Origin of the sequence: Paenibacillus sp. FSL P4-0127 (assembly GCF_038007325.1) — a bacterium.
Lineage (GTDB): Bacteria > Bacillota > Bacilli > Paenibacillales > Paenibacillaceae > Fontibacillus > Fontibacillus macerans.
The window spans coordinates 1,588,812-1,614,760 of record NZ_JBBOWY010000001.1; the positions used below are offsets into that span (position 1 = coordinate 1,588,812).

General features: G+C 45.3%; 25 protein-coding genes. 21 read left to right on the top strand and 4 right to left on the bottom strand.

The annotated features are described in order from the left end of the window. The first annotated feature begins 1 nt into the window (after position 1). The 12 genes from NYE74_RS06990 (at position 2) to NYE74_RS07045 (ending at position 11,242) form a co-directional block, all read left to right on the top strand. A complete protein-coding gene (locus NYE74_RS06990; protein ID WP_124333329.1) occupies positions 2-1,072 on the top strand; it encodes a LuxE/PaaK family acyltransferase in 1,071 nt (356 codons plus the stop codon). Continuing rightward, complete coding sequence (locus NYE74_RS06995) at positions 1,069-2,274, top strand: acyl-CoA reductase (protein WP_124333330.1); 1,206 nt, start codon at positions 1,069-1,071, stop codon at positions 2,272-2,274. Before NYE74_RS06990 ends, NYE74_RS06995 begins: the two co-directional genes overlap by 4 nt. Before the next feature lie 38 nt (positions 2,275-2,312). Beyond that, a complete protein-coding gene (locus tag NYE74_RS07000; protein WP_124333331.1) occupies positions 2,313-3,035 on the top strand; it encodes a cytidylyltransferase domain-containing protein in 723 nt (240 codons plus the stop codon). Positions 3,036-3,082: 47 nt separating this feature from the next. After that, the gene (gene pseG / locus NYE74_RS07005) at positions 3,083-4,171 is read left to right on the top strand and encodes a UDP-2,4-diacetamido-2,4,6-trideoxy-beta-L-altropyranose hydrolase (protein ID WP_270619516.1); all 1,089 of its coding nucleotides are present in this window, start codon (positions 3,083-3,085) and stop codon (positions 4,169-4,171) included. Between the two features lie 15 nt (positions 4,172-4,186). After that, complete coding sequence (gene pseI, locus NYE74_RS07010) at positions 4,187-5,233, top strand: pseudaminic acid synthase (RefSeq protein WP_036619341.1); 1,047 nt, start codon at positions 4,187-4,189, stop codon at positions 5,231-5,233. Positions 5,234-5,290: 57 nt separating this feature from the next. After that, the gene (locus tag NYE74_RS07015; protein ID WP_213509730.1) at positions 5,291-6,634 is read left to right on the top strand and encodes a DUF4910 domain-containing protein; all 1,344 of its coding nucleotides are present in this window, start codon (positions 5,291-5,293) and stop codon (positions 6,632-6,634) included. Next, entirely contained in the window at positions 6,631-7,428 is a 798-nt protein-coding gene (locus tag NYE74_RS07020) for a formyltransferase family protein (protein WP_124333333.1), read from the top strand. Before NYE74_RS07015 ends, NYE74_RS07020 begins: the two co-directional genes overlap by 4 nt. A gap of 29 nt (positions 7,429-7,457) precedes the next feature. Then, positions 7,458-8,405, top strand: a complete 948-nt coding sequence (locus NYE74_RS07025) for a dTDP-glucose 4,6-dehydratase (protein ID WP_341004687.1) — start codon at positions 7,458-7,460, stop codon at positions 8,403-8,405. A 42-nt stretch (positions 8,406-8,447) separates the two neighbouring features. Continuing rightward, positions 8,448-9,644 carry a UDP-4-amino-4,6-dideoxy-N-acetyl-beta-L-altrosamine transaminase gene (pseC, locus tag NYE74_RS07030; RefSeq protein ID WP_124333335.1) on the top strand — a complete coding sequence of 399 codons (1,197 nt, stop codon included), beginning with the start codon at positions 8,448-8,450 and terminating at the stop codon, positions 9,642-9,644. A gap of 86 nt (positions 9,645-9,730) precedes the next feature. Then, positions 9,731-10,582, top strand: a complete 852-nt coding sequence (locus NYE74_RS07035) for a hypothetical protein (protein ID WP_124333336.1) — start codon at positions 9,731-9,733, stop codon at positions 10,580-10,582. Next, on the top strand, positions 10,579-10,890 hold the full coding sequence (locus NYE74_RS07040; protein ID WP_124333337.1) for a glycosyltransferase: 312 nt from the start codon (positions 10,579-10,581) through the stop codon (positions 10,888-10,890). Before NYE74_RS07035 ends, NYE74_RS07040 begins: the two co-directional genes overlap by 4 nt. Positions 10,891-11,032: 142 nt before the next feature. After that, a complete protein-coding gene (locus tag NYE74_RS07045) occupies positions 11,033-11,242 on the top strand; it encodes a DegT/DnrJ/EryC1/StrS family aminotransferase (RefSeq protein ID WP_227872946.1) in 210 nt (69 codons plus the stop codon). A 616-nt stretch (positions 11,243-11,858) separates the two neighbouring features. Here the strand turns inward: NYE74_RS07045 and NYE74_RS07050 are convergent. Both NYE74_RS07050 and NYE74_RS07055 read right to left on the bottom strand, forming a co-directional pair. Then, positions 11,859-12,002, bottom strand: a complete 144-nt coding sequence (locus tag NYE74_RS07050; protein ID WP_170180040.1) for a hypothetical protein — start codon at positions 12,000-12,002, stop codon at positions 11,859-11,861. An 8-nt stretch (positions 12,003-12,010) separates the two neighbouring features. Further along, a complete protein-coding gene (locus NYE74_RS07055) occupies positions 12,011-12,286 on the bottom strand; it encodes a hypothetical protein (RefSeq protein ID WP_124333338.1) in 276 nt (91 codons plus the stop codon). A 190-nt stretch (positions 12,287-12,476) separates the two neighbouring features. On the opposite strand from NYE74_RS07055, the gene NYE74_RS07060 reads away from it, so the two are divergent. Further along, positions 12,477-12,881 carry a hypothetical protein gene (locus tag NYE74_RS07060; RefSeq protein WP_124333339.1) on the top strand — a complete coding sequence of 135 codons (405 nt, stop codon included), beginning with the start codon at positions 12,477-12,479 and terminating at the stop codon, positions 12,879-12,881. A gap of 24 nt (positions 12,882-12,905) precedes the next feature. Here NYE74_RS07060 and NYE74_RS07065 read toward each other — a convergent pair. After that, a protein-coding gene (locus tag NYE74_RS07065; protein WP_248931314.1) for an IS3 family transposase occupies positions 12,906-14,056 on the bottom strand; the annotation gives its coding sequence in 2 pieces (ribosomal slippage) (positions 12,906-13,801 and positions 13,801-14,056; 1,152 coding nt in all). Positions 14,057-14,134: 78 nt separating this feature from the next. Here NYE74_RS07065 and NYE74_RS07070 point away from each other — a divergent pair. From NYE74_RS07070 to NYE74_RS07080, 3 genes are all read left to right on the top strand, one after another. After that, on the top strand, positions 14,135-14,830 hold the full coding sequence (locus NYE74_RS07070) for a hypothetical protein (RefSeq protein ID WP_124333345.1): 696 nt from the start codon (positions 14,135-14,137) through the stop codon (positions 14,828-14,830). Between the two features lie 290 nt (positions 14,831-15,120). Beyond that, positions 15,121-16,185, top strand: a complete 1,065-nt coding sequence (locus tag NYE74_RS07075) for a glycosyltransferase family 2 protein (protein ID WP_240534086.1) — start codon at positions 15,121-15,123, stop codon at positions 16,183-16,185. Between the two features lie 45 nt (positions 16,186-16,230). Next, positions 16,231-18,024 (top strand): glycosyltransferase, encoded by a 1,794-nt coding sequence (locus NYE74_RS07080; protein WP_124333346.1) that lies wholly within the window; start codon positions 16,231-16,233, stop codon positions 18,022-18,024. A gap of 250 nt (positions 18,025-18,274) precedes the next feature. Here NYE74_RS07080 and NYE74_RS07085 read toward each other — a convergent pair whose 3' ends face one another. Then, positions 18,275-18,844 carry a hypothetical protein gene (locus tag NYE74_RS07085; protein WP_278738755.1) on the bottom strand — a complete coding sequence of 190 codons (570 nt, stop codon included), beginning with the start codon at positions 18,842-18,844 and terminating at the stop codon, positions 18,275-18,277. A 418-nt stretch (positions 18,845-19,262) separates the two neighbouring features. On the opposite strand from NYE74_RS07085, the gene NYE74_RS07090 reads away from it, so the two are divergent. From NYE74_RS07090 to secA, 5 genes are all read left to right on the top strand, one after another. Further along, positions 19,263-21,440, top strand: a complete 2,178-nt coding sequence (locus NYE74_RS07090) for a fibronectin type III domain-containing protein (RefSeq protein ID WP_341004689.1) — start codon at positions 19,263-19,265, stop codon at positions 21,438-21,440. A 273-nt stretch (positions 21,441-21,713) separates the two neighbouring features. Further along, positions 21,714-21,911, top strand: coding sequence for a cold-shock protein (locus NYE74_RS07095; protein ID WP_036619360.1), 198 nt, complete (start codon positions 21,714-21,716; stop codon positions 21,909-21,911). Positions 21,912-22,027: 116 nt separating this feature from the next. Further along, entirely contained in the window at positions 22,028-22,522 is a 495-nt protein-coding gene (locus NYE74_RS07100; protein ID WP_036619361.1) for a VanZ family protein, read from the top strand. Positions 22,523-22,619: 97 nt separating this feature from the next. Next, positions 22,620-23,171: a ribosome hibernation-promoting factor, HPF/YfiA family gene (gene hpf, locus NYE74_RS07105; protein WP_240752135.1), complete on the top strand. Its 552-nt coding sequence runs from the start codon at positions 22,620-22,622 to the stop codon at positions 23,169-23,171. Between the two features lie 269 nt (positions 23,172-23,440). Then, positions 23,441-25,948 carry a preprotein translocase subunit SecA gene (secA, locus tag NYE74_RS07110; RefSeq protein ID WP_155620276.1) on the top strand — a complete coding sequence of 836 codons (2,508 nt, stop codon included), beginning with the start codon at positions 23,441-23,443 and terminating at the stop codon, positions 25,946-25,948. Position 25,949: the final 1 nt, after the last annotated feature.

The following is a 25,949-nucleotide window of genomic DNA, read 5'->3' on the forward strand; positions in this document are numbered from 1 at the left end:
CATGTGCTATCCCTATAACCTGTATAAAGAAGCGAAGCAGCAGCTGCTGCTGACTGGATTAAATGAGCTTACTTTGCATCATACAGAGAACAACGCGGCATACCGTGCAATGCTTGAAAAATCGGGTTTTCAGCCGCAAAATCATCTTCTCGAATCAGTCCCTTATTTGACCGTACAGCTATTTAAGCTGATGGACCTGGTTTCTGTCCCGCAGGAGAACATCGTGAAGGTGTTAACCTCAAGCGGAACTACAGGTCAGCAGGTATCCAGGATTCACCTGGACAAAGAGACAGCCGCGCAGCAATCCAAGGCATTGGTAGAGGTGATGAAGCCGCTGCTTGGGACTCAGCGCCTGCCAATGATTATATTGGATACGAAATCCGTGCTGAAGGACCGGCGTTCGTTCAGTGCTCGTGGAGCGGGTATATTAGGGTTTGCCAACTTTGGCAGGCAGCATTTTTATGCTCTGCATGATGATATGTCCGTGGACTGGGATGGCCTGGCCCAATTTTTAAACAAGCATGAAGGCAGCAAAATTCTGCTGTTCGGATTCACTTATATGATTTGGAAGCATGTGTATTTGGAAGCCAAACAGAAGGGGATCGCGATCGACTTTGGCGACAGCTTGCTGATTCATGGCGGAGGCTGGAAGAAGCTTCAGGATGAAGCGGTGGATGCCGCTACGTTCAGATCTGAATTGGGTCGTGTGCTGGGCATTCGCCGAATTCATAATTATTACGGTATGGTCGAGCAGGTAGGCTCGATCTTTGCAGAGTGCAAGCACGGTCACTTGCACACTCCTAATTATGCCGACGTCATCGTCCGGGACCCGATCAGCTTTGCTCCGCTGCCGTATGGACAGCAGGGTTTGATTCAGGTGCTGAGTCTGCTGCCCAAGAGCTATCCGGGCCACAGCTTGCTAACGGAGGACCTTGGAGTCATTCACGGCGAAGATGATTGCCCATGCGGCTGGAGAGGGAAATACTTCAGTGTGGCGGGCAGAATCCCCAAGGCTGAGCTAAGAGGCTGCAGTGATACCTATGCGTTCGGACAAGGGGGACGTAAGGCATGACGAAGAGATTTTTCTTTCCGCATGAACAAGGAGAGCAGGCCCTGCAGCAATTGTCGGGCAAGCCGCCGCTGCCCCCATTCCACCAGGTAGTGCTGGATTTTGTACAAGCCTTGTCGCAACGTTTTGTCAAAATGCGCCAGTACCCGGAAATCGTGGCTCTAGGATTTTGGATGCGCAAAGCGAATATGAAAGCCATTGAGCAGCAATGGGAGCAGGATACAAACGGGCGGATCATGAAAGCAAGAGGGACCGTGTTCCATATTGCACCGTCTAATGTGGATACCATCTTCATTTATTCCTGGATGCTGTCTCTATTGGCAGGTAACCGCAACATTATTCGCTTGTCCAGCAAGGATCAGCCGCAGCAGCATGCTTTGCTGCAAGCGATCCTTGAAGAGCTGACACAGCCGGCTTACCAAATGCTTGCTGAGCGGAATGTTATTCTAACGTATGAGCATAACGATCAAACGACAGCCGAGCTTAGCGGAATTTGTCATGTTCGTGTGGTATGGGGAGGCGATGAAACGGTAAAGGCTGTACGCCGCGTTCCGCTTTTACCGGTGGCTAGTGAACTGGTGTTTCCTGATCGTTTCTCGCTGTCTCTAATAAAAGCGCAAGCTATTATTGAATTAGAACAAGCAGCTTTCGTGCAACTCGTTCATCAATTTTATAACGATGCCTATTGGTTTGATCAATTGGCCTGCTCTTCCCCTAGGCTGATCGTATGGGACGGAGAACATGAGCAGGTTGAGCGAGCGCAGGACAGATTTTGGCAGCTGCTTGAGCAAGTGCACGCGGCTAAAGCCTCGGAGCTGCTTCCGGCGCTGCAGGTGCAGAAGCTGACGACAGGCCTATGGCTGTCTGCAGAGCAAGAGGCGATTCGGATGAATAACCGCCCTGCCTTTGCCAGAGTCATGTTCAATCAGGTCACGGCGGAAATCAGGGAGCGTCATTGCGGCGGCGGCTTTTTCCTGGAGACGGTTGTGAACGAACTGTCCGAACTGGTCCCCATGTTGAATGACAAGGATCAGACGTTATCCTATTTCGGTTATGACAGGGAGGAATTACTGGAACTGGCCGCCCGCATTCATGCTCGGGGCATTGATCGTATCGTCCCGATCGGCAAGGCGCTGGACTTTCATGAGATATGGGACGGACAAAGCTTTTTACGCTCGTTTACGCGAGAAATTGTTATTATATAATAGGTTGAAACGATACAGAAAAAGGAAGTGCGCAGCCTATGAAAACAATCGTGGTTATTCAAGCAAGAATGGGTTCCTCGCGATTGCCGGGAAAAATCTTAATGCCGTTAGGCGATCACGATAATTTGTACTATGTAACATCCCGCTGCAAAAGTATTCGCGGGGTCGATGAGGTGATTGTGGCTACTTCGAGGTTACCGCAGGATGATGCGGTGGAGCAGTGGTGCAGCAAGCACCAGATCGTCTGCTGCCGCGGCTCGGAGGAAGATGTATTAAGCCGCTATATGGAAGCGGCTCGGCCCTACCAGCCCACTTATGTTGTACGAGTCACAGCCGACTGCCCCTTTGTCGACGTGGAGATGGCGGAGGACATGATTCGTCTAATCCAGCAGGAGCAAGTCGATATCGTCGATCTGGGGGCTGTTTTGCCTAGGGGGCTTGCTGTCGAGGCGATTTCCTACCCCGCATTGCAGATGATAGATAAGCATGGACATGAGCCGCGCCACAGGGAGCATGTGACCTATTATGCTTATGAATATAGGGAGCAATTCACCAGAGCGGTGTATCATCCTCCTGTGAACCGGCTGCATCCTCAGCTTCGCATCACGCTCGATACAGAGGAAGATTACGCATTAATCTCTGCGGTGGCAAGACATTTCAATGATCCTTACATCTCCAGCGCAGAGGTCATTCAATACTTGCTGGACCATCCTGAACTTGCTAGCCTCAATGCTCACGTGGAGCAAAAGCCAGTCGTATGAACAATCACAGCTAAAATGCTCATATCAAATAAAAGCCGGTGGTATAGTTGGAAGATATCGTACTGATCCGGGCAGATGCTTCGGAGGAAATCGGGACTGGACACGTGATGCGATGTTTAGCTCTGGCGGATGAATTGCAACGTCATGGTCATCAGTCTCTGTTTATCTGCCGGGCGCTTAAAGGACATATGGCGGAGTACATTAAAGCCCGAGGATTTAAGGTTTATGTGATGGAAACGCAAGATCCTCTATCTTTGGAAAATATGGTGTTTGATGTTCAGTTTACTGCCGATATCGCTCTAAATTTAGAAGTAAAGCCTAAATGGATGATTGTTGATCATTACGGAATAGACGAGCAGTGGGAATCCAGAATCCGCCCTTACGTAGAAAAGCTGCTTGTTATTGATGATTTAGCCAATCGTAGGCATCATGCGGATGTTCTGCTGGATCAGAACTTAGCCAGAAACCCGGAGGTTAGATATCGTGATCTTGTACCGGATAAGTGCAAATTGCTGCTTGGACCATCCTATTTGTTGCTTCGGCCGGCATTTTACACAGAACGCCGGAAGTTAAAGGAAAGGACAGGGCAAATACACAGGCTGCTAATGTTCTTCGGAGGAAGCGACCCTACCAATGAAACGGCAAAAGCGATTGATGCGTTAAAAGAACTTTCGCTGTACGATCTAACAGTTGATGTTGTGATTGGTCATTCTCACCGATTTAAAGAAGAAATCAAGCGAAAATGTGAAACGATGGATCGTCTCACTCTACACATACAGATCGAGTATATGGCCGAATTGATCGCTGCCGCTGACTTTGCACTAGGGGCCGGTGGTGTCGCTATGTGGGAGCGATGTTACCTCGGTCTGCCTTCATCCGTCACTGTAGTGGCTGATAATCAACTGGAGGCTGCGCGTTTAGCCAATCAAATGGGGGTTATTTGGAATTCCGGGTGGTATGGGCAAATGAATTCACTAAAATATGCCGATATTTTAAAGAGAGCTATAGGTGCTCCTGAGGAGATGAGGGCTATGAGCAATCGCTCCCTGGAGTTGATGAACAGCCATGCCGAGACTAGTGGCAGTCAAGTTATTAAGGAACTTTCTTTCGCTGCTCATTTTAATGACTTTCAATAGGACAGGGTGGGATTCATGAAATTTCAAATCGGTAATCGGTGGATTGGTAAAGATCAAAAGCCATTTATTATTGCAGAAATGTCCGGTAATCATAATCAATCGCTGGACCGGGCGCTGGCCATTGTGGAAGCTGCCGCCAGAGCCGGGGCCGATGCGTTGAAGCTGCAAACTTACACGGCGGATACGATGACCCTGGATATTCATGAGGGGGATTTCTTTATCGAAGATCCCAATAACTTATGGAGTGGTTCGTCACTCTATAACTTGTATCAAGAAGCTTATACCCCGTGGGAATGGCACGAACCTATATTTAAAAAATGCGCCGAATTGGGCTTAATTGCATTTAGTACCCCATTCGATGAGACGGCGGTAGATTTTCTGGAGAGTTTAGATGTTCCAGCCTATAAAATAGCTTCATTTGAGAATACGGATATTCAACTTATTCGGAAGGTTGCGGCCACGGGAAAACCGCTTATTATATCCACGGGTATGGCTTCTATAGCCGAGTTGGATGAATCCGTTCGGGAGGCAAGAAATGCCGGCGCAAAGCATATCGTGTTGTTGAAATGCACAAGCACTTATCCTGCCTCGCCGAATAATACAAACATATTGACCATCCCTCATATGGAGCAACTGTTCAATTGCCAAGTCGGCATTTCCGACCATACCATGGGCATCGGCGTTTCAGTGGCAAGCGTTGCTCTTGGAGCCACAGTGATCGAGAAGCACTTCACCCTCAGCAGAGCTGAAGGAGGGGTTGATTCCGCTTTTTCACTTGAGCCTGATGAGTTGCAAGCATTGGTGGTTGAATCCGAGCGGGCCTGGCAGGCTTTAGGTACGATCACTTACGGGGCAACGAATCAAGAGCTCCCATCATTAAAACACCGCCGTTCTCTTTATATTTCCCAAGATGTAAAAAAGGGAGAAGCATTAACAAAAAACAATGTAAAGGCTATTCGGCCAGGCCTAGGATTACCGACGAAATATTTAGATCATCTCTTAGGAAAATCGGTAAAAAAAGATATAAAAAAGGGTACTCCTTTAACGTGGGATTTATTTTAGAATCTCAATATAATTATGGATTTCTGATAGAAACGTTTAGGCTGGAGTTGATTGGACTTGGGTGAAAATGAGATTGCCGAAATGGACGAGTTGTTTGATCGTTTGTTTCCGATATGCCGAAGTATAACCGGGGCGGGTTTGCGCGAAACTTTGAATATTTTGTCGGAGTATATTCCGCTTGAAAACTTTGGAGTAAAGTCGGGGACTGAAGTTTATGACTGGACGGTTCCTAAGGAATGGGTTATCAAAGAAGCTGTTTTGACAGGGCCGGACGGAAATACGGTTGTTGATTTTAAAGATCATAATCTTCATGTCTTGAACTATAGTGCAGCAGTCAATAAGGAAATGGAATTGGAAGAATTGCAGGAACACCTTTTTTCCATCCCGGCACTGCCAGAGGCTATTCCTTATGTAACTTCTTATTATAAAGAACGTTGGGGATTTTGCCTTCCGCACAAAGTAAGAGAAAATCTCAAGCCGGGAAAATACCGTGCTTATATCGATAGCGAATTTATAGACGGGGAATTAAATTATTCCCATGCTATTTTGCCAGGAAAGAGTAAAAAGGAAGTGCTGATTAGCGCGTATGTTTGCCATCCTTCTTTAGCGAATAACGAGTTAAGCGGGCCGATTGTATCAACTTTCCTATATAAACGACTGGCTAATCGTCCTAGAAGATTTACTTATCGGTTTGTTTTTCTTCCCGAAACGATTGGCAGTATCAGCTACTTGCATCGTTTTGGTGAAGAAATGCGGTCCAAGATATACAGCGGTGTCGTACTCACCTGTTTGGGCGGCACTTCATCATTAAGCTATAAAATGTCGAGAAAAGAAGATGCTCCAATCGACTTAATATGGAAACATCTAAATCAGTTTCATGTGCTGGAAGGAGATACTAGGCCGTTTACTCCGATTCATGGATCGGATGAGAGACAGTACTGTTCCCCAGGGTTTAACTTTCCGGTTGGGCAAATGGCCAGAAGTGTCTATGGGACTTATCCCGGTTATCACAATTCTCTGGATACCAAAGAAACGATGACGATTGAGGCGTTGCACAAAAGTGTAAATGAATTAGAACTGATGATTGAGGCTCTGGAGTGGGATGGATATTATATCAATAATTCCCCGTTTGGCGAAGTCAAGCTGGACAAACATGAGCTGTACCCTGATTTAAACGCTGCCGGGACGGGTATGGGGCTTTCGACTAATCAATTAAATGACAACAGAGTACAGTTATCGCGGATCTTAATGATTCTCAACTATTCTGATGGAGAACATTTACTAAGAGATATCGCTGAAAAATGCCAGTGCAGCATTTTAGAACTTGTACCTATCATAAACTTATTATTGGAGAAAAAAATCATCTCGGGACCATTTGACGAGAGAGGAGAACTATATTGAAACTGTTGTTATTAACCGGCTCACATCCCCGTCACCTATATGTTGCGCAGAGCTTATATAATGCCGGATATTTAACCTCTCTTATTATTGAGCAACGTGAAGAATTCCTTCCCTTGCCGCCGGCTAACATAGAAGAGAGAGATAAGAAGTTGTTTTTAAGGCACTTTCAAGATAGGGAACGGACGGAGCACCAAGCCTTCGGCGAGATTGACTTATCAAACTGGACTGTCCCGGTTCTGTACGTTAATACATCCGAATTAAACGGGCCGTCTGTGATGGATTGGGTTGCTAAATATGATCCCGATGTTGTAATCAGCTATGGGGTTCATAAACTGAATGACGAGGTGCTGCGATTATTTCCCCAGTATTCTTGGAATATTCATGGCGGCTTGTCTCCATGGTATCGTGGGAATACTACTTTATTCTGGCCATTTTATTTTATGAAGCCCAACTGGGCGGGAATGACCATACACCGTCTAACTTCGAAATTGGACGGCGGGGGGATCATTCATCATTCTGTGCCGCATTTAAATTACGGCGATGGGATACATGATGTGGCCTGCAACGCGGTAAAGCAAACTGCGATTGACTTGATAGAAATTTTAAAGAAAATTTCTTTAGGGGAAGACATTGTAGAAGTACCGCAAAAGAGCAGCGGTAAGTTGTTTACTTCGGCGGATTGGGAGCCTTATCATCTTCGTGTAATTTACGAGTTATATGATAACAATATAGTAGATCTCTATTTGGACGGGAAGCTTGGAAATACGTCCCCTCCACTGGTGCGTGCTTTTTGAAGAATTATATTTTAAGGAGTTTCTAACCTATGAATATTTTACTCACCGGCGGGGCCGGATTTATCGGGCGTTGGGTTGCCAAACGCCTTTTGGATGAGGGCCACAATCTTTGGATTTTGGACGATCTGTCCAATGGACGGGAAGAAAACATCCGCGAGTTTCACGGCCACCAAGGATTCAAACAGTTCATCAAAGGAACGATTTTGGACGAGCAGTTGCTCACCGATTTATTCGGCCAGCATAAGTTCGATATTTGTTATCATCTCGGGGCTTCCATAAACGTCCAAGATTCGATCGACGATCCACGGACGACGTTTAATAACGACACGGTGGGCACGTTTTATATTTTGGAGCAATGCCGCAAGTACAAAACCAAGGTTGTATTCATGAGCACCTGTATGGTTTATGACCGCTGCAATGATAACACCGGCATCACCGAGCTGCATCCGACAAAACCGGCTTCGCCTTATGCCGGGGCGAAGGTTGCCGCTGAAAATATGGTCCTGTCCTATTATCATGCCTATGGTTTGCCAACTGTGGTCATTCGCCCATTCAACACCTACGGTCCGTTTCAGAAGACCGGCGGTGAAGGCGGCGTAGTTGCTATTTTCATCAAAAATGAATTGGATGGAAAAGAGCTCCGCATTTACGGAGAAGGCACACAGACGCGCGATCTTCTCTATGTCGAGGATTGTGCAAACTTTGTCGTTTCGGCTGGTTTTTCCGATGCCGTTAACGGTGAGATTGTGAATGCCGGATTGGGACGGGATATTGCGATCAACGATTTGGCGTTGCTTATCGCGGGCGATCGCTCACGGATCAAGCATGTGGAACATATTCACCCGCAGAGTGAAATTCAGAAGCTGCTATGCAATTCGCAAAAAGCTACACGTTTGCTCGGTTGGGAGCCGCAGGTAACGCTGGAGGAAGGAATTGCCCGGACGCGCGAGTGGATTCGATCCGGAGGGTTGGATTAGCAACTGGTATAATTTGCATTTTAAGGAAGAAGGGAATGCGGAATGTCAAAGGAACACAGATCCAACCGGCCGGTTCGCGCTACACTGCTGCCTTATGGGCAGCAATGGCTGGACGAACAGGATATTGAAGCGGTGGTTCAGGTGCTGCGGGGGGACTTCATCACCCAAGGGCCTGCCATTCAAGCTTTCGAGCGAAAAGTCGCCGAATATGTCGGTGCCAAATATGCGGTGGCTTTTACGAACGGAACGGCCGCGCTTCACGGCGCCTGTTTTGCAGCGGAAATCGGCCCAGGCGATGAAGTGATAACGACGCCGATAACTTTTCTGGCCAGCAGCAACTGTGTACTTTATCAAGGCGGTACGCCGGTTTTTGCAGATATCGACATGGATACTTACAATGTCAATCCGTCGGAGATAGAGTCGAAAATAACCGAACGAACTAAAGCGGTCATCGCGGTTGATTTTACGGGGCAGCCGGTAGAAATCGACCGAATCTCGATGTTGGCGCATGACCGAAACCTCGTTTTGATTCAGGATGCCGCGCATTCGCTGGGGGCTTCTTACGCCGGGCGGAAAATAGGCTCCTGGGCCGATATGACCATGTTTAGCTTTCACCCGGTTAAGCATGTCACAACCGGTGAAGGTGGCATTATTACGACGGACGATGACCGTTACTATGAGCGGCTGCTGTTATTCCGCAGCCACGGGATGACCCGGGAACCGGAAAAGTTAACGCGAACGGACGGACCGTGGTATTACGAAATGCAGGAACTGGGCTACAATTACCGGATGACCGATATGCAAGCGGCGTTGGGCGCAAGCCAGATGGACAAGCTCGATGATTTTATTGCCAGAAGACGGGAAATCGCCGCAACCTATAATGAATTTTTCTCCACGTTGCCTGGTCTTGTAGTTCCTAAACAGCACCCTATGGCCGAGTCCTCATGGCATCTTTACATAATTCGCTGGTTACCGGAGTATTTTGCTGCAGATCGGAGAGCGATCTTTGAGGCGCTCCGTGCGGAGAATATCGGCGTAAATGTACACTATATTCCGGTTTATTTGCAGCCTTACTATCGGAAATTGGGTTTCCCCACTGGGCTGTGCCCCAATGCCGAAAATTACTACAATACGGCGGTGACTTTGCCCCTTTTCCCAAAAATGACAGACCATGATGTGGCCGATGTGCAGGCTGCGGTGAAGAAAGTGTATGACCGGTATTTGAAAACGGATAAATAAATTATGTCGCTATTTTAGGAGTTTATATCTAATGGAAGTTACTTTTCATAAAAAGCAAATATATGCAGAGAAGAGGAAAATACTCTATGAGCCAACCGGTCATTGTTATTTTTAAAGGCCAAAGCCAATATGATGTAATGCGCTACTTTGCTGATTATATAGCTACTGCTTTTGAGCAATACGGCTATCCCATTAAAATCATTGATTTTTTGGAAAAAGATGCAATAACCCAGTTAAATACAACTATACAAAACCAGGAGATTTTCTTCTTCTTTTCTTTTAACGGTATCGGTATTAACATTGATGTGCAGGGGAAATCGTTATATGACCAACTTAATGTGCCTCTTGTGGCCTTCTTTGTGGATGACCCGATATACCATATTGAAAGAATTAATCATAAAGTGGAGAATGTGATTTTTTCTTTTGTTGACCGAAACCACATGGATTTTACAACCAATCACTTATTCAAAAAACATACCAAAGTTTTTATACCTCATGCTTCAAGCATTGATGAACAACATCAGGTGACACCTATTAGTGGCAGAGAAGTGGATATTTTTTTGCCAGGCTCCTACTCCGATCCAGATACGTATCGGAGCCAATGGAAGCAGTTCGGACCTGTAATATCAAATTTGATGGATGAAATCATGGAATATACTTATAGTAATTGGGGTATCCCGCTGTACCAAGTTTTTCGAAAAATATTAAACAATAAAGGTATTGAGTATAATAATTACGGAGAGCGGCCTGTCTACTTCTTAAAATTAATAGATATGTATTTAAGGCAACGTCGAAGAAGAGAGATTGTCTTATCACTAAAAGAATTTAACCTGCATTTATGCGGTAACGGATGGGAAAGTATGAAGGGCTTGCCTAAAACTGTTCGAATTGATACGAATATGCCTTATCCGGAAGTAATAAATAAAATGGGAGATTGACTGTATTACCCTTATTCTTTAACGGATCTCATGAAAGAATATTTGATGCAGCACGAATGGGCGCTGTCCCGGTTACGGATTCAAATCAATACTTAAGTGAAAATTTCACTAATCGAAAAGATATTATTTTCTTTCAGGGGAATAAACCGGATATTGCAGAGATAGCAGCAAACTTACTAGCGAATGAAGACGAATTAAATTTAATTGCCATTGAAAGCAGAACCAAAGTAATAAATGAACATCTGTGGGTACATAGAGCAGCCAATGTTTTAGAAACCGTAATTATCCACAGGAATTTAAGCAATTAAGTAATGACGAGATTCAGATGCTTCCAGCCCCGGTGCAAGGGGTTCCAACCATGCATTAGGCGAGAAAACGGGAAATCGCTGCAAGCTATAATGAGATTTTTTCTCCACGTTTTCTGGGCTTGTCGTTTCTACACAGCTCCCTATGGACGAGTCTTCATGGCATCTTTACGTAATTTGCTGGTTGCCGGAGTACTTTGCCGCAGATCGAAAAGAGACCTTTGAGGTGCTCCGTGCGGAGAATATTGGTGTAAATGTGCATTATATTCCTGTCTATTTGCAGCCTTATTACAAGGGACTTGGTTATTGCTCAGATTTGTGTCCAATGCGGAGACATATTACAATACAGCCATAACATTGCTGCTCTTTCCGAAGATGACGGACAAAGATCTGGCGGATGAGGTGACAGCGGTAAAAAAGACCTATGATCTTTTTTGAAGTAATCTGAATGAAAAAAGGATCTTGAAAAAGATCCTTTTTGAATAGATTTTTGAATTAGTATTTAAATTGATTTTTTAAAGTGCTCATAAAATTCAGTAATTAAGTTTAGATCATGTCGATTATATTCATCATTATTATTGATGCTAGTTTTATAGAAGCTTTCTTCAGTTTTTTCAGCTTTTCCTTCGATTACTAGAATGAGATCTGTATCCTCTTTTCCTGGAGCTGCAACTAAATTTGATAGCTGGTACTGTGTAAAGATGAAGTTCTCATCACAGATATAGTATCTTTCGAAGCATATAATTTTTCATGATGAAATGTAAGGAATCAAAGTTAATTTAATCCACATCCCTTTTGCCATCAATTTTAAAAATTGGCGCTCATACGATTCGCGTTTAGGTAAATCAGCGATTGATTTCGCGCAAATACGTTTGGATGGTTGTTATAAATCTGCTTAGTTCAATGTTCTTGCACTCTCCCCAAACCCGGATAGTAATACGCCGGTGATCTCGGAATGCTACGACAATCGCTCACTCGATTTGCTCTACCTTTTGATCATTCAGCACCGTCCGCTGCTTGTGGGCTTCTTCTTTCCTCTCCCTTTTAAGAGCTTCTTCCTTGTGCTCCGGCAAAATAAATTTTGCGGACCAAAGACCACCTCCCAATCTGCTCAAGATACCTCCTAATATTTAGTCCAGTAATCTATATATCCTCTGTAAGCCTCTGGTTTGGCCTGCGCATGTGAAGGATTCTCCTGTTCCCTTGCCTTCAGAATGACGATTGTATCAAGCCGGGGATTGTCTGGCGAAAAAATATATTGCTCCTCGACCAATCCATGCAAGCCGGCGAAAATGTCTTCTTGATCCCGGCCAATTTTAATCTCCAGTTTCTCAATTGTGGGTATACGGTGCCGTTGAGTCGAGAAATTAAACAGGATCCAGAGCAATTTCCGCTCCAAGGCACTTAACACCTTACAACCCTATATACGAACGTTTGTTTGTGTTATATTCGAAATTATATTCCTCATTCAAGGAGAAAATTTTCTTGAGATTTCGACATCAATTTGCAGATATAGACATTATTGTTTAGACAAATAATTTTGTAGTGGTTTAAATTTATATATATATTACAAATTTGGGAGGAAGAAAATGAAAAAGAGTTGGATGGTTTTTCTGGCAGTATTTATAGCGTTATTATCCGTTTATCAACCTCAAATTGTTCACGGTGAAGAAAACGGATTATTACAAGGAAAGCAGGCGAAAATCTGGTTGACAACTGATTTTAAAGAACAGCAAGAAGACCTTGAAAAAATAAAACATTCTGGATTAACTGAAGCGGCGACTGATGGTGATTCGAAAACTTTTGTTACACTTACAAACATATATGGGGGTAAAAATACTCTTGTATTCAATTTTTCTACACCGGTTAACATTACAGCAATTAAAATAAATTATAAAATGAGCGGCTCAAATTATAATGCAGTAACTTATGAATTTTTTGACCCTAATAATAAGTATGTAGGTGCTGAAGGAGGATTGTACCTCTGTCAATAGAGTAGACACAAAGAATCGAGAAAATTATGCGGCAGATCGGTACATACGTTCGCACTCATTGGGCGTAGAATACCCAATCGCGGAATGGATTCGTTTTCCATTGTAGAAGCAGGTAATATATTCAAAAATGCGTTTCTTGGCTTGCTTGCGTGTTTTGAACTTCTCCAAGTAGACAAGTTCTTTCTTAAGCACACTGTGGAACGATTCAATACACGCATTATCGTAGCAGTTCCCTTTGCGGCTCATACTGCCTTTCATCTTGTAGGTGCGCAGCCGCGCCTGGTAGTCATGAGAAGCGTACTGGCTGCCGCGATCCGAATGATGCAGAACCTCTTCGCACGGTCGCTGCTGGCTGTGGGCGCGGTCCAGCGCCGTTAACACGAGTTCTTTCGTCATTCGCTCATCCATGTGAAATCCAACGATTTTACGACTGTACAGGTCCATGATGCTTGCCAGGTATAGCCAACCCTCATCGGTCGGGATATACGTAATATCAGCCACCCAGGCCTTGTTTGGAGCGGACGGATTAAACTCGCGGTTCAACACGTTCTCTTGGACAGGCAGGTTGTGCTTCGAGTTGGTTGTGGCCTTGTATTTCTTCACCGTGCGAGAACGTAAACCCAGCTCCTTCATGATCCGAGCGACTGTTTTCTCGGACACTCGTATGCCCTGCTTGTGCAGTTCTTTTGCTACTTTGGGGCTTCCATATAATCGACGGGATTCTAGAAAGATACGACGGATCCGCCGCTCCAGCTTGCGACGTCGCTTTTCACGTTTGCTGGCTTTTCGCTGGGTCCATTTGTAATAGCCGCTTCGGGATACTTCAAAGGCTTCGCACATCTTCGAGACTCGGCACTTGAAGCGATGATCGTGGATGAAGGCATAGATCAGCGCCGGTCTTTGGCGAAGTAGTGCATCGCCTTTTTTAAGATGTCGTTCTCCTCTTCCAGATCACGAAGGCGTTTCTGAAGATCTCTCATTGCTTTATCGTCGGCTTTCAGTTGCCCACTGCCTGGAAAGGCCTGTGCGCCGTCTTTCTTGTATTCCGCCATCCAACGATACAGGGTGTTGTCGCTGATCCCCAGTTCGCGGGCGACCTGCGCCACCGCTTTCCCTTCTTCCTGGATCATCTGAATCGTTTGCAGTTTAAATTCTTTATCGTATTTTTTCGTCATGGTAGCACCTCGAATTTGGATAGATTCATTTTACCCGATTCTCGGTTCTCCATGTCTACTTTTTAGTCTAGCAGCAGATTGTGGCCTATACCATCAAAATTTTATAATGGAGCAAAGCGAGAATTAAGCAAACCACTAAAAAATATAAAAAGTATTCTAGTAAGAAATGTGACTTATGGTGAGTCGGCAAATATTTATGATTTTGAAGTCTATGGAACTTTAGCGACTGGTCCGATTAACTTAACTGCAAATGCTCAGCAAAATAATATTTCACTTAGTTGGAACACCATTGAAGGAGCAGAGAGTTACACACTCCAAAGATCTTTGGTATCCGGCGGTCCATACGAAAGTGTCGCTACTAATGTTACTAATGCAACGTATACTGACACCAATATTATGTTGGACACAACATATTACTATATAGTAAAGGCTATTTCTAATGGTAATGAAGTTCTGGCATCAAATGAGGCTTCCGCGATTGTCCATAGTGGTTCTAATCCTAATGAACCGGAACCCAAAGGGAATCGTGCCATCCTTACCATCACTTTAACTACTGGTTTGGAAAAAGAATATGATCTCTCTATGGATGAAGTAAACTCGTTCATCGAGTGGTATGATGCTAAGGACACAGGAACAGGTCCTGTAAAGTATGCAATTAATAAACATAGTAACAACAAAGGACCGTTCAGCAAACGAACTGATTATGTGATTTTCAATAATATCCTAACGTTTGAAGTGAACGAATACAATACTGCTTCATCCGAGACAAAATAGTAAATAGATTATCTGGAGTCGCATTATGCGGCTCCTTATTTATTTACATGAGCAGTTATAGGGGAATATTCGTTCCGTATTCATTACGCAAGAATAACTGGTAAAATAAACTTAAGCAATTCCAAAAAGCATCTTGTTGTTTTTGAATATGAACTAAGATAATCAAAATAAACATGCTACTTTTTAACCAACTCTAGTACCTTGGGATAGAGTTGGAATGATGGGATCGAGGAAGGAATAAAAAAAATAATCAATCATCTCAGCAAGCGAGCAGATCAGGAGGATTCTGAATGAAGACTGTAGCGTTGACCATGATCGTCAAAAACGAAGAGAAAGTTCTGGCGCGCTGCCTTGACAGCGTCCGTAAGCTGGTGGATGAGATTATTATTGTCGACACGGGATCGACGGATCGGACTAAATCAATAGCTCAAGCCTACGGCGCGAAAATCTACGATTGGGCATGGAACCAAAGCTTTGCGGACGCCCGAAACGCCGCCTTGGAATACTCGACAAGCGATTGGAACCTGGTATTGGACGCTGATGAATATGTAAAAAGCGAGGACGGCGCCGCTATTCGCCAGTTCATAAACGGCGAGAAAGCGATCGGCAGATTCAAAATCATTAACCAATTTATAGGTGATGATGGTTTGGAATCCACCGCGCAAAGCTTTATATCGCGAATTTTTCCGTCCGGAGTCAGATACGAGGGCAGCATCCATGAACAATTGGTTTCCGATCTTCCCAGAATTAAGCTGCCTGTGGAGATTTGGCACGATGGTTATCTAAAATCGAAAGCTGAGCGGAATATTCCCATTTTAAAAACAGAGATCGAAAAAAGCCCCCACGACTCGTACTTTCATTTTCAGATCGCCAAAGAATACAGAGGGATTAACGATCATGTCCAGGCATGTCACCATCTTAAGCAAGCATACAGGCTGCTGACAAGAAAGGAATACTATGCTCCCAACGTTATCGTCAATTTGCTTTATGAACTGATAGCAACGGGCCAACTGGAAGCCGGCCTGCCGGTGATTCAGCGGGAAAGGGATTTTTTACGGGATTTCAGTGATTTTCATTTTGCTTGCGGGATATTTTACATGAAGCTGATTCTAAGCAACACCGCAAAATATGTCGAGTTGTTTCCGCTTATTGAAGCATCTTACTTGCGATGCCTGGAAATTGGAGAAACGGATCAATATAACAGCGTTAGGGGAACCGGGAGTTTTAGCGCATTGCATAATTTGGGCGGCCTTTATGAAGTGATGGGGAACATAAATAAGGCAAAAGAGTGCTATCGTGAAGCTGCAACAACATATGGTTACCAGCCATCGAACGAAAGGTTAAAACAACTGTAAGCTATTTTAGCAGAGCAGTATACGGAATTGATTGGAGCAGATGAGATGAAGACACTCACCAGCATCATTATCCTTACATACAACCAACTGGAATACACAAAGCAATGCATCGATAGTATTCGAAAATATACTGAACCGGGAACCTACGAATTGATTGTGATTGATAACAAGTCTACCGATGGAACCCCTGGGTGGTTAAGCCAACAGCATGATATTCTGGCCGTATTGAATGATCGGAATGAAGGCTTTCCTAAAGGCTGTAATCAAGGCATAACTCTTGCTAAAGGTGAGAATGTTCTTCTATTAAACAACGATGTAGTAGTAACCCCTAGATGGCTTGAGCTTTTGGTGGAGTCTTTATACAGCGATGAACGGATTGCAGCAGTAGGGCCTGTAACCAATAGCATGTCCAATTTTCAACAAATTGACGTTCCTTATCAAACGATCGAAGAAATGTTTGTTTTTGCCGATCAGTTTAATCGAAGTATGCTTAATACTCCTGAATTTCAAGAAGCACATGAATATAGATTGCGATTAATGGGTTATTGTTTGTTGATAAAAAGAAAGGTCATCGATCAAATTGGGCTGCTGGATGAAAGGTTTACTCCAGGCAATTTTGAGGATGATGATTATAGTTTTAGAATGATCGAAGCAGACTATCATCTCGTGCTTTGCAAAAATGTATTTATTCATCATTATGGATCGGTCTCTTTTGGGGCCAAAAATGAAAAGTACATGGCTTTAATGAACAGCAACAAACAAAAGTTTGTGGAAAAATGGGGATTTGAACCGGGACGATCATCATTAATCAGAAATGATATTATCCATATATTAAGCCCTTTTGATCGGAACGCAGTTATTCGAGTATTGGAGATCGGCTGCTTATGCGGCGGAACGCTCATGGGGATAAAAGGGAAATTTAAAAACGCGGAATTACACGGGATTGAAGAAAATAAAGCTGCGGCAGCGATGGCTTCAAATTTTGCGAGTGTTAAAACAGTAAATATTGAGGAATCAATTCCGGACTACCCAGCCAACTATTTCGATTACATTATTTTAGCGGATACACTCGAACACCTACAGGATCCATGGGAAGTTGTGAAGAATTTAAGCGGACTCCTAAAACCAAGCGGCAAGATCGTGGCTAGTATCCCTAACTTTATGCATTATAGCATTTTGCGAGAAGTGCTTTACGGAAGAGGTATATATAAGGAGCCGGGAGTAGTAGATCGTTCTCAATTGAGACTGTTTACGCAAAAAGATATTAAAGCCATGTTTACAAATGCAGGCTTTTTAAATCTTCGATTATACGGTGAGACGGGTTCTATTAATGATCTGGATCAACAGTTTGTTGATGAGCTTGTTAAATTGGCCGGTCCTTCGCTAAGAGAACAATATGAAACCCAAAAGTATCTGGTAGAGGCGAATTCGTCTAATTTCGACAATTACATAACGGATATTGTTGAGCGCTTAAGCTTGGATATGGAGAATGAAGAAGACCTGTTGAAATTATTGGATAGTGTCTGTGACGGGAACCTAACAAATGAGCATCTTATAAGAATTATCAATAGTTTATCTTGCAACAGAATAGAGTATGCCAATAAACTAGCGATTTTTTTCTACAACAATGGCTTATTTAATATGGTGATCCCATTGTTGCAATATGCGATACAACTGGATTCTAACGATGAAAACTCACTTTATAATTTGGGTTATATTCTATTTAAGGCTAATGAGTATGAATTAGCGCTGCATTATCTAGACCAGATTCAAAATAAAGATGAGGACATTTGTCAGTTAATGGATGAGATTAGGCAGGGGAGTGGAGGTTTGGCTTAATACTAAAGTTAGTACTTGAGCTACTAAGAACTCTGATCATGATCGACGTGCTTGCTCTAAAGCATCTGTCATTCCTTGAGTTGGATTATTCGTACAACTATCTGAAGGAATGCCAGGTGTTTTTCTATTTTTTTGAGCCTAAATCATCTGTTTGTTTTAAGTCTATGTTTTTTGCCTCTCTTTTCACAGGAAGCTTGTATTACCCAAAATGAGCTTAAGTAGGGTGGCTTTTACTTGGTCTATATTTGCACTAATGGACAACAAGAAAGAAGCAAGGAGCGAGCGATAGTGAAAATTTTTCGTTATTGACTTTACTTGTTATTGAAAATTTGGTGTCGGCAGGTAAATTTTCAACCTTACCACTGGCTACCAATACAGAGTTGCGATATACCTGATATTGTTTTTCCGAAGTATAGATGAGTTTCCAAACATAATTCCCTTTTGTTGTCATGACATGTGTCTTCCAAATATCCCCATCTTTAACGTAGACTGCACTTATTCCATCCCTTGAATAAACAATCCTCATCAGTCCCAAGTTAAGTTCTGCATAGTATTGGCTTCCATATGACATAATGTTATAACTAGTTTTGATTTCATAGTCTTTGTTATTTTCGTAGGACCATGCATCGGACCATGTTGCAGTTACAGTAGTGGCTCCGACTGAATCAACCCACTGTCCTGAACTTATACTACCGCGGTTAAAAGGGTTGGAGTTCATTTGATTATCGATGATTGTAGCAGCAAATACTTCTTTCGGAAATATCAATATTCCCAAAAGCAACACAAGATAAAGACTGGTTATGCAGCTTTGCTTACTCATTTTCTCACCTAATCTTTTATTATTTGAGCCGAAGGGCGCCTCTTCGGAATCTCACAATTTAAAAACATCTATATAGTTAATATGTATCTATGGGAATAATTGTAATGTTAGTGTTCTATTTTGTAAATGATTATTAGTCAATATGACCTAGTTTTTCTAGGCTTGGTCTTATCGCTTGTTCTCTATATATTGAAATAATAGGGTTATTATTTATTTATTTGTAATTAATGTATGGACATCCATAATTAAAAATGCTATTTTACTAGTATAAAAGAACCAATATATTGCCAAAGGAGGGTAAAAATTGAAACGAGTTGGGCATTTTATACTAGTTCTAGCGATTTTTTTGAGTGTGGTCATTGTCGGTCCTAAAAGCGTAAGCGCAGCATCCCAGTATACAGGCGGTTTGTTGGATAGTGTGCCGATACAAGTGGGCACCGCAATAGGCCAGTCATCAACAGCCGTCACGCAAATAACGGATGGTAACATATCCACTTTTACCGATCTCAGCAGCGGAAAGTTTGCTTGGTATACTTTTTCTACCCCGGTGGAGATTTCCGCGGTCGTTGCCAAAAACACCGGTACGGTAGCAGTTGAATTTTATGATGCGAGCAACAACCTGCTGCAAAGGTATCCATTGTTAAGTAACGATGGAATTCAGACGCTCCCGGCTCCTGTACAAGGTGTTTCCACCGTTGCTTTAAAGTACACGGCGGGGAGCAGTGCGAGGATTTACGAATGGAATGTCTTTACCACTCCATCCACGGCGCCATTGCCTACGACGATTAACTGGATTCAAAGCGGGGACAAAATCGTGAAATTGGAGTGGGCCGTGACGGGGGCGGAATCATATAACGTGAAACGCGCCGCTTCCCCCGGCGGGCCATATATTCAGCTGGCGAATGTGAAGGGAACTTCATATTCGGATACAACCGTCACCAACGGCACGACTTATTATTATGTGGTTTCCGCAGTGAACCGGGCGGGAGAAAGCGCCAACTCTCCGGAAAAAAGCATAAAGCCGGATGCGACGAGGTATACGGGAGGCTTGCTCGACTGGCTAACACTGCAGGTAGGGCAATCCATATCCAGTCCGGCAAGTACGACACGGAATCTGACGGATAATAACATATCCACCTTTACCGATCTTAGCGGCAACAATTTTGTCTGGTACAGCTTCTCCTCACCGGTGGAGATTTCCGCGGTCGTTGCCAAAAACACCGGTACGGTAGCGGTTGAATTTTATGATGCGAGCAACAACCTGCTGCAAAAATATGCACTATTAAACAATGACGGAGTTCAGGCGCTCCCGGTTCCCGTACAGGGAGTTTCCACTATCGCGTTAAAGTACACGGCGGGGAGCAGTGCGAGGATTTACGAATGGAATGTCTTTACCGCTCCATCCGCGGCGCCATTGCCTACGACGATTAACTGGATTCAAAGCGGGGACAAAATCGTGAAATTGGAGTGGGCCGTGACGGGGGCGGAATCATATAACGTGAAACGCGCCGCTTCCCCCGGCGGGCCATATATTCAGCTGGCGAATGTGAAGGGAACTTCATATTCGGATACAACCGTCACCAACGGCACGACTTATTATTATGTGGTTTCCGCAGTGAACCGGGCGGGAGAAAGCGCCAACTCTCCGGAAAAAAGCATAAAGCCGGATGCGACGAGGTATACGGGAGGCTTGCTCGACTGGCTAACACTGCAGGTAGGGCAATCCATATCCAGTCCGGCAAGTACGACACGGAATCTGACAGATAATAACATCTCCACCTTTACCGACATTAGCGGCAACAATTTTGTCTGGTACAGCTTCTCCTCACCGATGGAGATTTCCGCGGTCGTTGCCAAAAACACAGGTGCATTAGCGGTCGAGTTTTATGATGAAAATAACATCTTACTGCAAAGGTACGCGTTATTGAGCAATGATGAAATTCAGACGCTTCCAACCCCGGTGCAAGGGGTTTCCACAGTAGCTTTAAAATATACGGCGGGCAGCAGTGCGAGAGTATACGAATGGAATGTCTTCGGCAAAGGCGGGGAGACTCCATCTCCGCAAGAGCCGTTGAGTTTAACTGCAACCGCAGGGAACAAGAAGGTTAATTTAACTTGGAGCGGAGCCGGTAAAGACGTCACGAGCTTTAATGTGAAGCGGGCCACTGTTTCCGGCGGTCCGTATGATGTGATCGACACGGTAACGAGCGATACTTACAGTTACACGGACAGCAATGTTACTAACGGCACCACTTATTATTATATTGTCACTGCTGTTACAGATGCCGGTGAAAGCGGAAGTTCAAATGAAGCCTCCGCTACGCCGAAAGGCGATGTGGTAAATCCTCCCCTTCCTGGCGAAGAAGGAGAGCGGGCTTTGCTTCGGCTTATCCTCATTAACGGGATTGAGAAAGAATACGATTTGTCTATGTCGGAAGTAAAAGCCTTCATAAATTGGTATGAGGGACGTGCCAATGGATCGGGAACCGCTATGTTTGCCATTGATAAGCACGACAATAATAAAGGTCCGTTTGTAAATCGTAAAGACTACGTGTTCTTTGATAAAATCATTACGTTTGAAGTTAATGCTTACTGAGTTCTAGATCGATTTAAGCTCTTGGGACATGCCATAAGCGTTGCCCAAGAGCTTTTTTGCAGGTGTGCCGTTTCATTTTTTTCTCTGTGGGGTATTATTTATTAACAGACCTGACTCCAACAGTTCACCAATCGACAAGTTTTTACATATTATTTACAGTAAAACCTTTTCTTTGGTAATTGACACTGGATAAGTCGGGTGGTATAGTCAGAAATGTGGGGCTTGGTTTATTGGGGCCGCACGCTTATTTGAAAATGAAGGGAATGTTAGTGCATGCAAGGTAAAGTTAAATGGTTCAACGCAGAAAAAGGCTACGGGTTTATCGAAACTGAAGAAGGCGGCGACGTATTCGTACACTTCTCCGCAATCCAAGCCGATGGCTTCAAAACGCTGGAAGAAGGACAATCCGTCGAGTTCGAAATCGTTGAAGGCGCTCGTGGACCGCAAGCCGCTAACGTAATCAAATTATAATCATCCGGCATAGCCGACCTACATAGCACGGTACGATGGTTAACAATTGAAGATTCGCTAGCAATTGACCCTAGGGGAACCTGGGGTCTTTATTTGTTGAGGAGGTAGCTCTTGATTTGAAATTCCGAACATTTTCCCGGTGGATTCCGGCGATCATCGTCATGCTGATTATATTTCTGTTTTCCGCTCAGCCCTATGAACAACAAACGCTTAAACCCGAAATTGAAAAAAACGTTTCCAAATCGGTGATTGCCGAATTTTTCGACGGGATCACGTTCTCCTATGGCGGGCACGAAGTTAGCTTGCAAAGTCTGGGAGGCGCCGGCATCGTCGAGTTTTTCATTCGCAAGGCGGCGCATTTTTCGATCTATGGGCTGCTCGGTTTTCTGCTCGTTTACGCCTTGAATTCATCGCGAAACGGAAGAAGCTTTTTTGGGGCGGTGCTGATTTCCTTTCTTTATGCGTGTTCGGATGAACTGCATCAAATGCTGACGCCCGACCGCACCCCTTTATTCCAGGATGTGCTGCTGGACACGGCGGGGGCCGCATGCGGAGCGCTGCTGTTGTTGCTTCTTCGGAGTTGGAGACAGAGGAGAAAGCTTAAGCATTAACCAGCTCAGGGTGTGCTTTTTACACTCCCTTAACTCTTTTTACTTTGCCTTAACACCTGTGGTATAATGAAGGTGCAAAGCAAAGGAGGAGTGCCCTATGAATTTTAGTATTCGAGGACAGCAAATTGAAGTGACTGAGGCCTTGCGTGACTACGTAGACAAGAAGCTCAGCCGGCTAGACAAGTACTTTGATGCACCCCCCACCTCAGACGGTACTGTCACGTTAAGTGTGGTACGAGGTTTGCACGCGGTAGAGGTGACGATTCCTCTTACCGGCGTTGTGCTTCGCGCGGAGGACCGCAGCGACGACATGTACGCATCGATCGATGCGGTTGTGGACAAGCTGGAACGTCAAATTCGCAAGCACAAAACGAAAATCAACCGTAAGCTGCGCCAGAAAGGCGCCAAGAACGTCCTGTTCGCCGAAAATGCCAACGGTGGTTCCGTAGCCGTGGATGAAAGCGACGAGGAACTGGAGGTCGTCCGGACTAAACGCTTCACCTTGAAGCCGATGGATGTGGAAGAAGCGATTTTGCAAATGAACATGATAGGGCATAATTTCTTTGTCTTCTCCAACATCGACACGCGCGAAGTGAATGTCGTTTACAAACGGAACGACGGCAAATACGGTTTGATTGAACAGGGCTAACCCCTTGATTTCTCCAGCTTAAAGTGCGAGTTCAAAGAGCCGGAAAATGACTTTCTGAACAACCTCTTTATGACGATTAGGTGAATGAGGTGGTAATTCCTGCATCCCAAACGTAAAGGAAACGAGCCTTATCCCCTCGCGGATAGGGCTCTTTATTCATATACATGGCGCTTTAGCGCAATAGAGGTATGATCGGGCGTGTTGCGGCGGCCATTACAAACTGTTACAATTTAGGCAAATCATCTGTTTATGCGTGAAAGGGGTAAACCATGCTGGGATTAGTAAAAAAGATATTTGGCGACACGAATGAACGTGATGTCAAACGTCTTATGAAGACGGTGGACTATATAAATTCATTGGAGCCGCAATTTGAAGCATTGTCGGACGAGCAATTAAAAGAGAAAACGGCGGAATTCCGCGAACGGATCGAAAAAGGGGAAACGCTTGAAGAGCTCCTTCCCGAAGCGTATGCTACGGTAAGAGAAGCCTCCAAGCGCACGCTGGGCATGCGCCATTTTGATGTGCAGATGCTGGGCGGCATCGCTCTCCATGAGGGCAAAATTGCGGAGATGAAAACCGGTGAAGGGAAAACGCTGGTCGGGACCTTACCGGTTTATTTGAATGCGCTCCTCGGCAAAGGCGTGCATGTCGTCACCGTCAATGACTACCTGGCGCAGCGTGACAGTGAGCAGATGGGGCAGATTTACAACTTCCTGGGCATGACGGTCGGGATCAACCTGAACGGCATGGAGCACCATCAAAAACAGGAGGCGTATGCCTGCGACATTACGTACGGAACGAACAACGAATTCGGATTCGATTACCTTCGCGACAACATGGTGCTTTATAAAGAGCAGATGGTACAACGTCCGCTTTATTTTTGCATTATTGACGAAGTTGACTCCATTTTGATCGACGAAGCGCGGACGCCGCTGATTATTTCCGGGCACGGGCAAAAATCGACGGAGCTGTATTATGCCGCCGACCGGTTCGTGAAGACGCTAGTACCGGAAGAGGACTATACCGTAGATATTAAAGTGAAGGCAGTAGCGCTCACCGAAAAAGGGGTGGCCAAAGCGGAACGGGCTTTTGGCGTCGACAACCTTTATGACCAGAAGCATGTGACTCTGAATCACCATGTGGTGCAAGCACTCAAGGCGAACGTCATTATGCGCCGCGACGTCGATTATGTTGTTACGGGAGACGAAGTGTTGATCGTCGACGAATTTACGGGCCGTTTGATGGCGGGACGCCGCTACAGCGACGGTTTGCATCAGGCGATCGAAGCCAAGGAAGACATCAAGGTGCAGAACGAAAGCATGACCTTGGCCACGATTACGTTCCAGAACTACTTCCGTATGTACCGCAAGCTTGCCGGGATGACCGGTACGGCGAAAACGGAGGAAGAGGAATTCAAGAAAATTTACGGTCTGGAAGTACTGCAGATCCCGACCAACAAGCCGAACCAGCGGGTCGACATGCCGGACGTCGTTTACAAGAGCGTAGACGGCAAGTTCAAGGCGGTCGTGGAAGAGATCGTGAAGCGGCACAAAAACAACCAGCCGGTACTCGTCGGCACGGTGTCGATCGAAAACTCCGAACGCGTCTCGGAAATGCTGAAGCGCAAAGGCGTCCAGCATAAAGTGCTGAATGCCAAGTACCATGCCGAAGAGGCGGAAATTATTTCGCGCGCCGGCCAAGCCGGAGCCGTAACGATCGCCACCAACATGGCGGGCCGCGGTACCGACATTTTGCTGGGCGAGGGCGTTGCCGATCTGGGCGGCCTTCATATTATCGGTACGGAACGCCACGAATCGCGCCGGATCGATAACCAGCTGCGCGGCCGCGCCGGACGCCAAGGCGACCCGGGTTCAACCCAGTTCTACCTGTCGCTCGGCGACGAACTGATGAAGCGGTTCGGGGCGGACAATGTGCTGAACATGATGGACCGCCTCGGTTTCGAAGAAGACCAGCCGATCGAAAGCAAGATGATCACCCGGGCGATCGAATCCGCGCAGAAGCGGGTCGAAGGCAACAACTTCGACGTGCGGAAAGTCGTCCTGCAATATGACGACGTTATGAATCAGCAGCGGGAAATCATCTATAAGCAGCGCCGTGAATTGCTGGAATCCGAGAACATCAAGCAAATCGTCCTCGATATGATCAAGCCGGTGATCGAACGGGTTGTAGAGGCGCACACCGCCGACGAAATCCCGGAAAACTGGGAGCTCCAGGAGGTAGCCGACTACGTCAACAGCAAGCTGTTGGACGAAGGGGCGATTTCGAAGGATGACCTGTGGGGCAAGGAAGCGCCGGAGATGGTGGAGTTTATTTTCGAGCGCGTGTTGGCCAAATACGAAGCCCGCGAACAGGCGATCGGCCCGGAAATGGTGCGCGAATTCGAGAAAGTTATCGCCCTGCGCGCCGTGGACAGCAAGTGGATGGACCACATCGACGCGATGGATCAATTGCGTCAAGGCATCCATCTGCGGGCGTACGGCGGTACGGACCCGCTGCGCGAGTATCAATTTGAAGGTTATGAAATGTTCAACGCGATGATTGCCAGTATCCAGGAGGAAGTGGCAACATATATTATGAAGGCGCAGGTGGAATCCAACCAAGAGCGCCAGGCGGTTGTGGAAGAAAGCAAAATTTCCACCAGCGGCGAGCCGGCCGAGAAACGCCCGGTCAAACGCGGCGAGGAAATCGGCCGCAACGACCTTTGCCCATGCGGCAGCGGCAAGAAATACAAACACTGCCACGGACAAAATGCTTAAA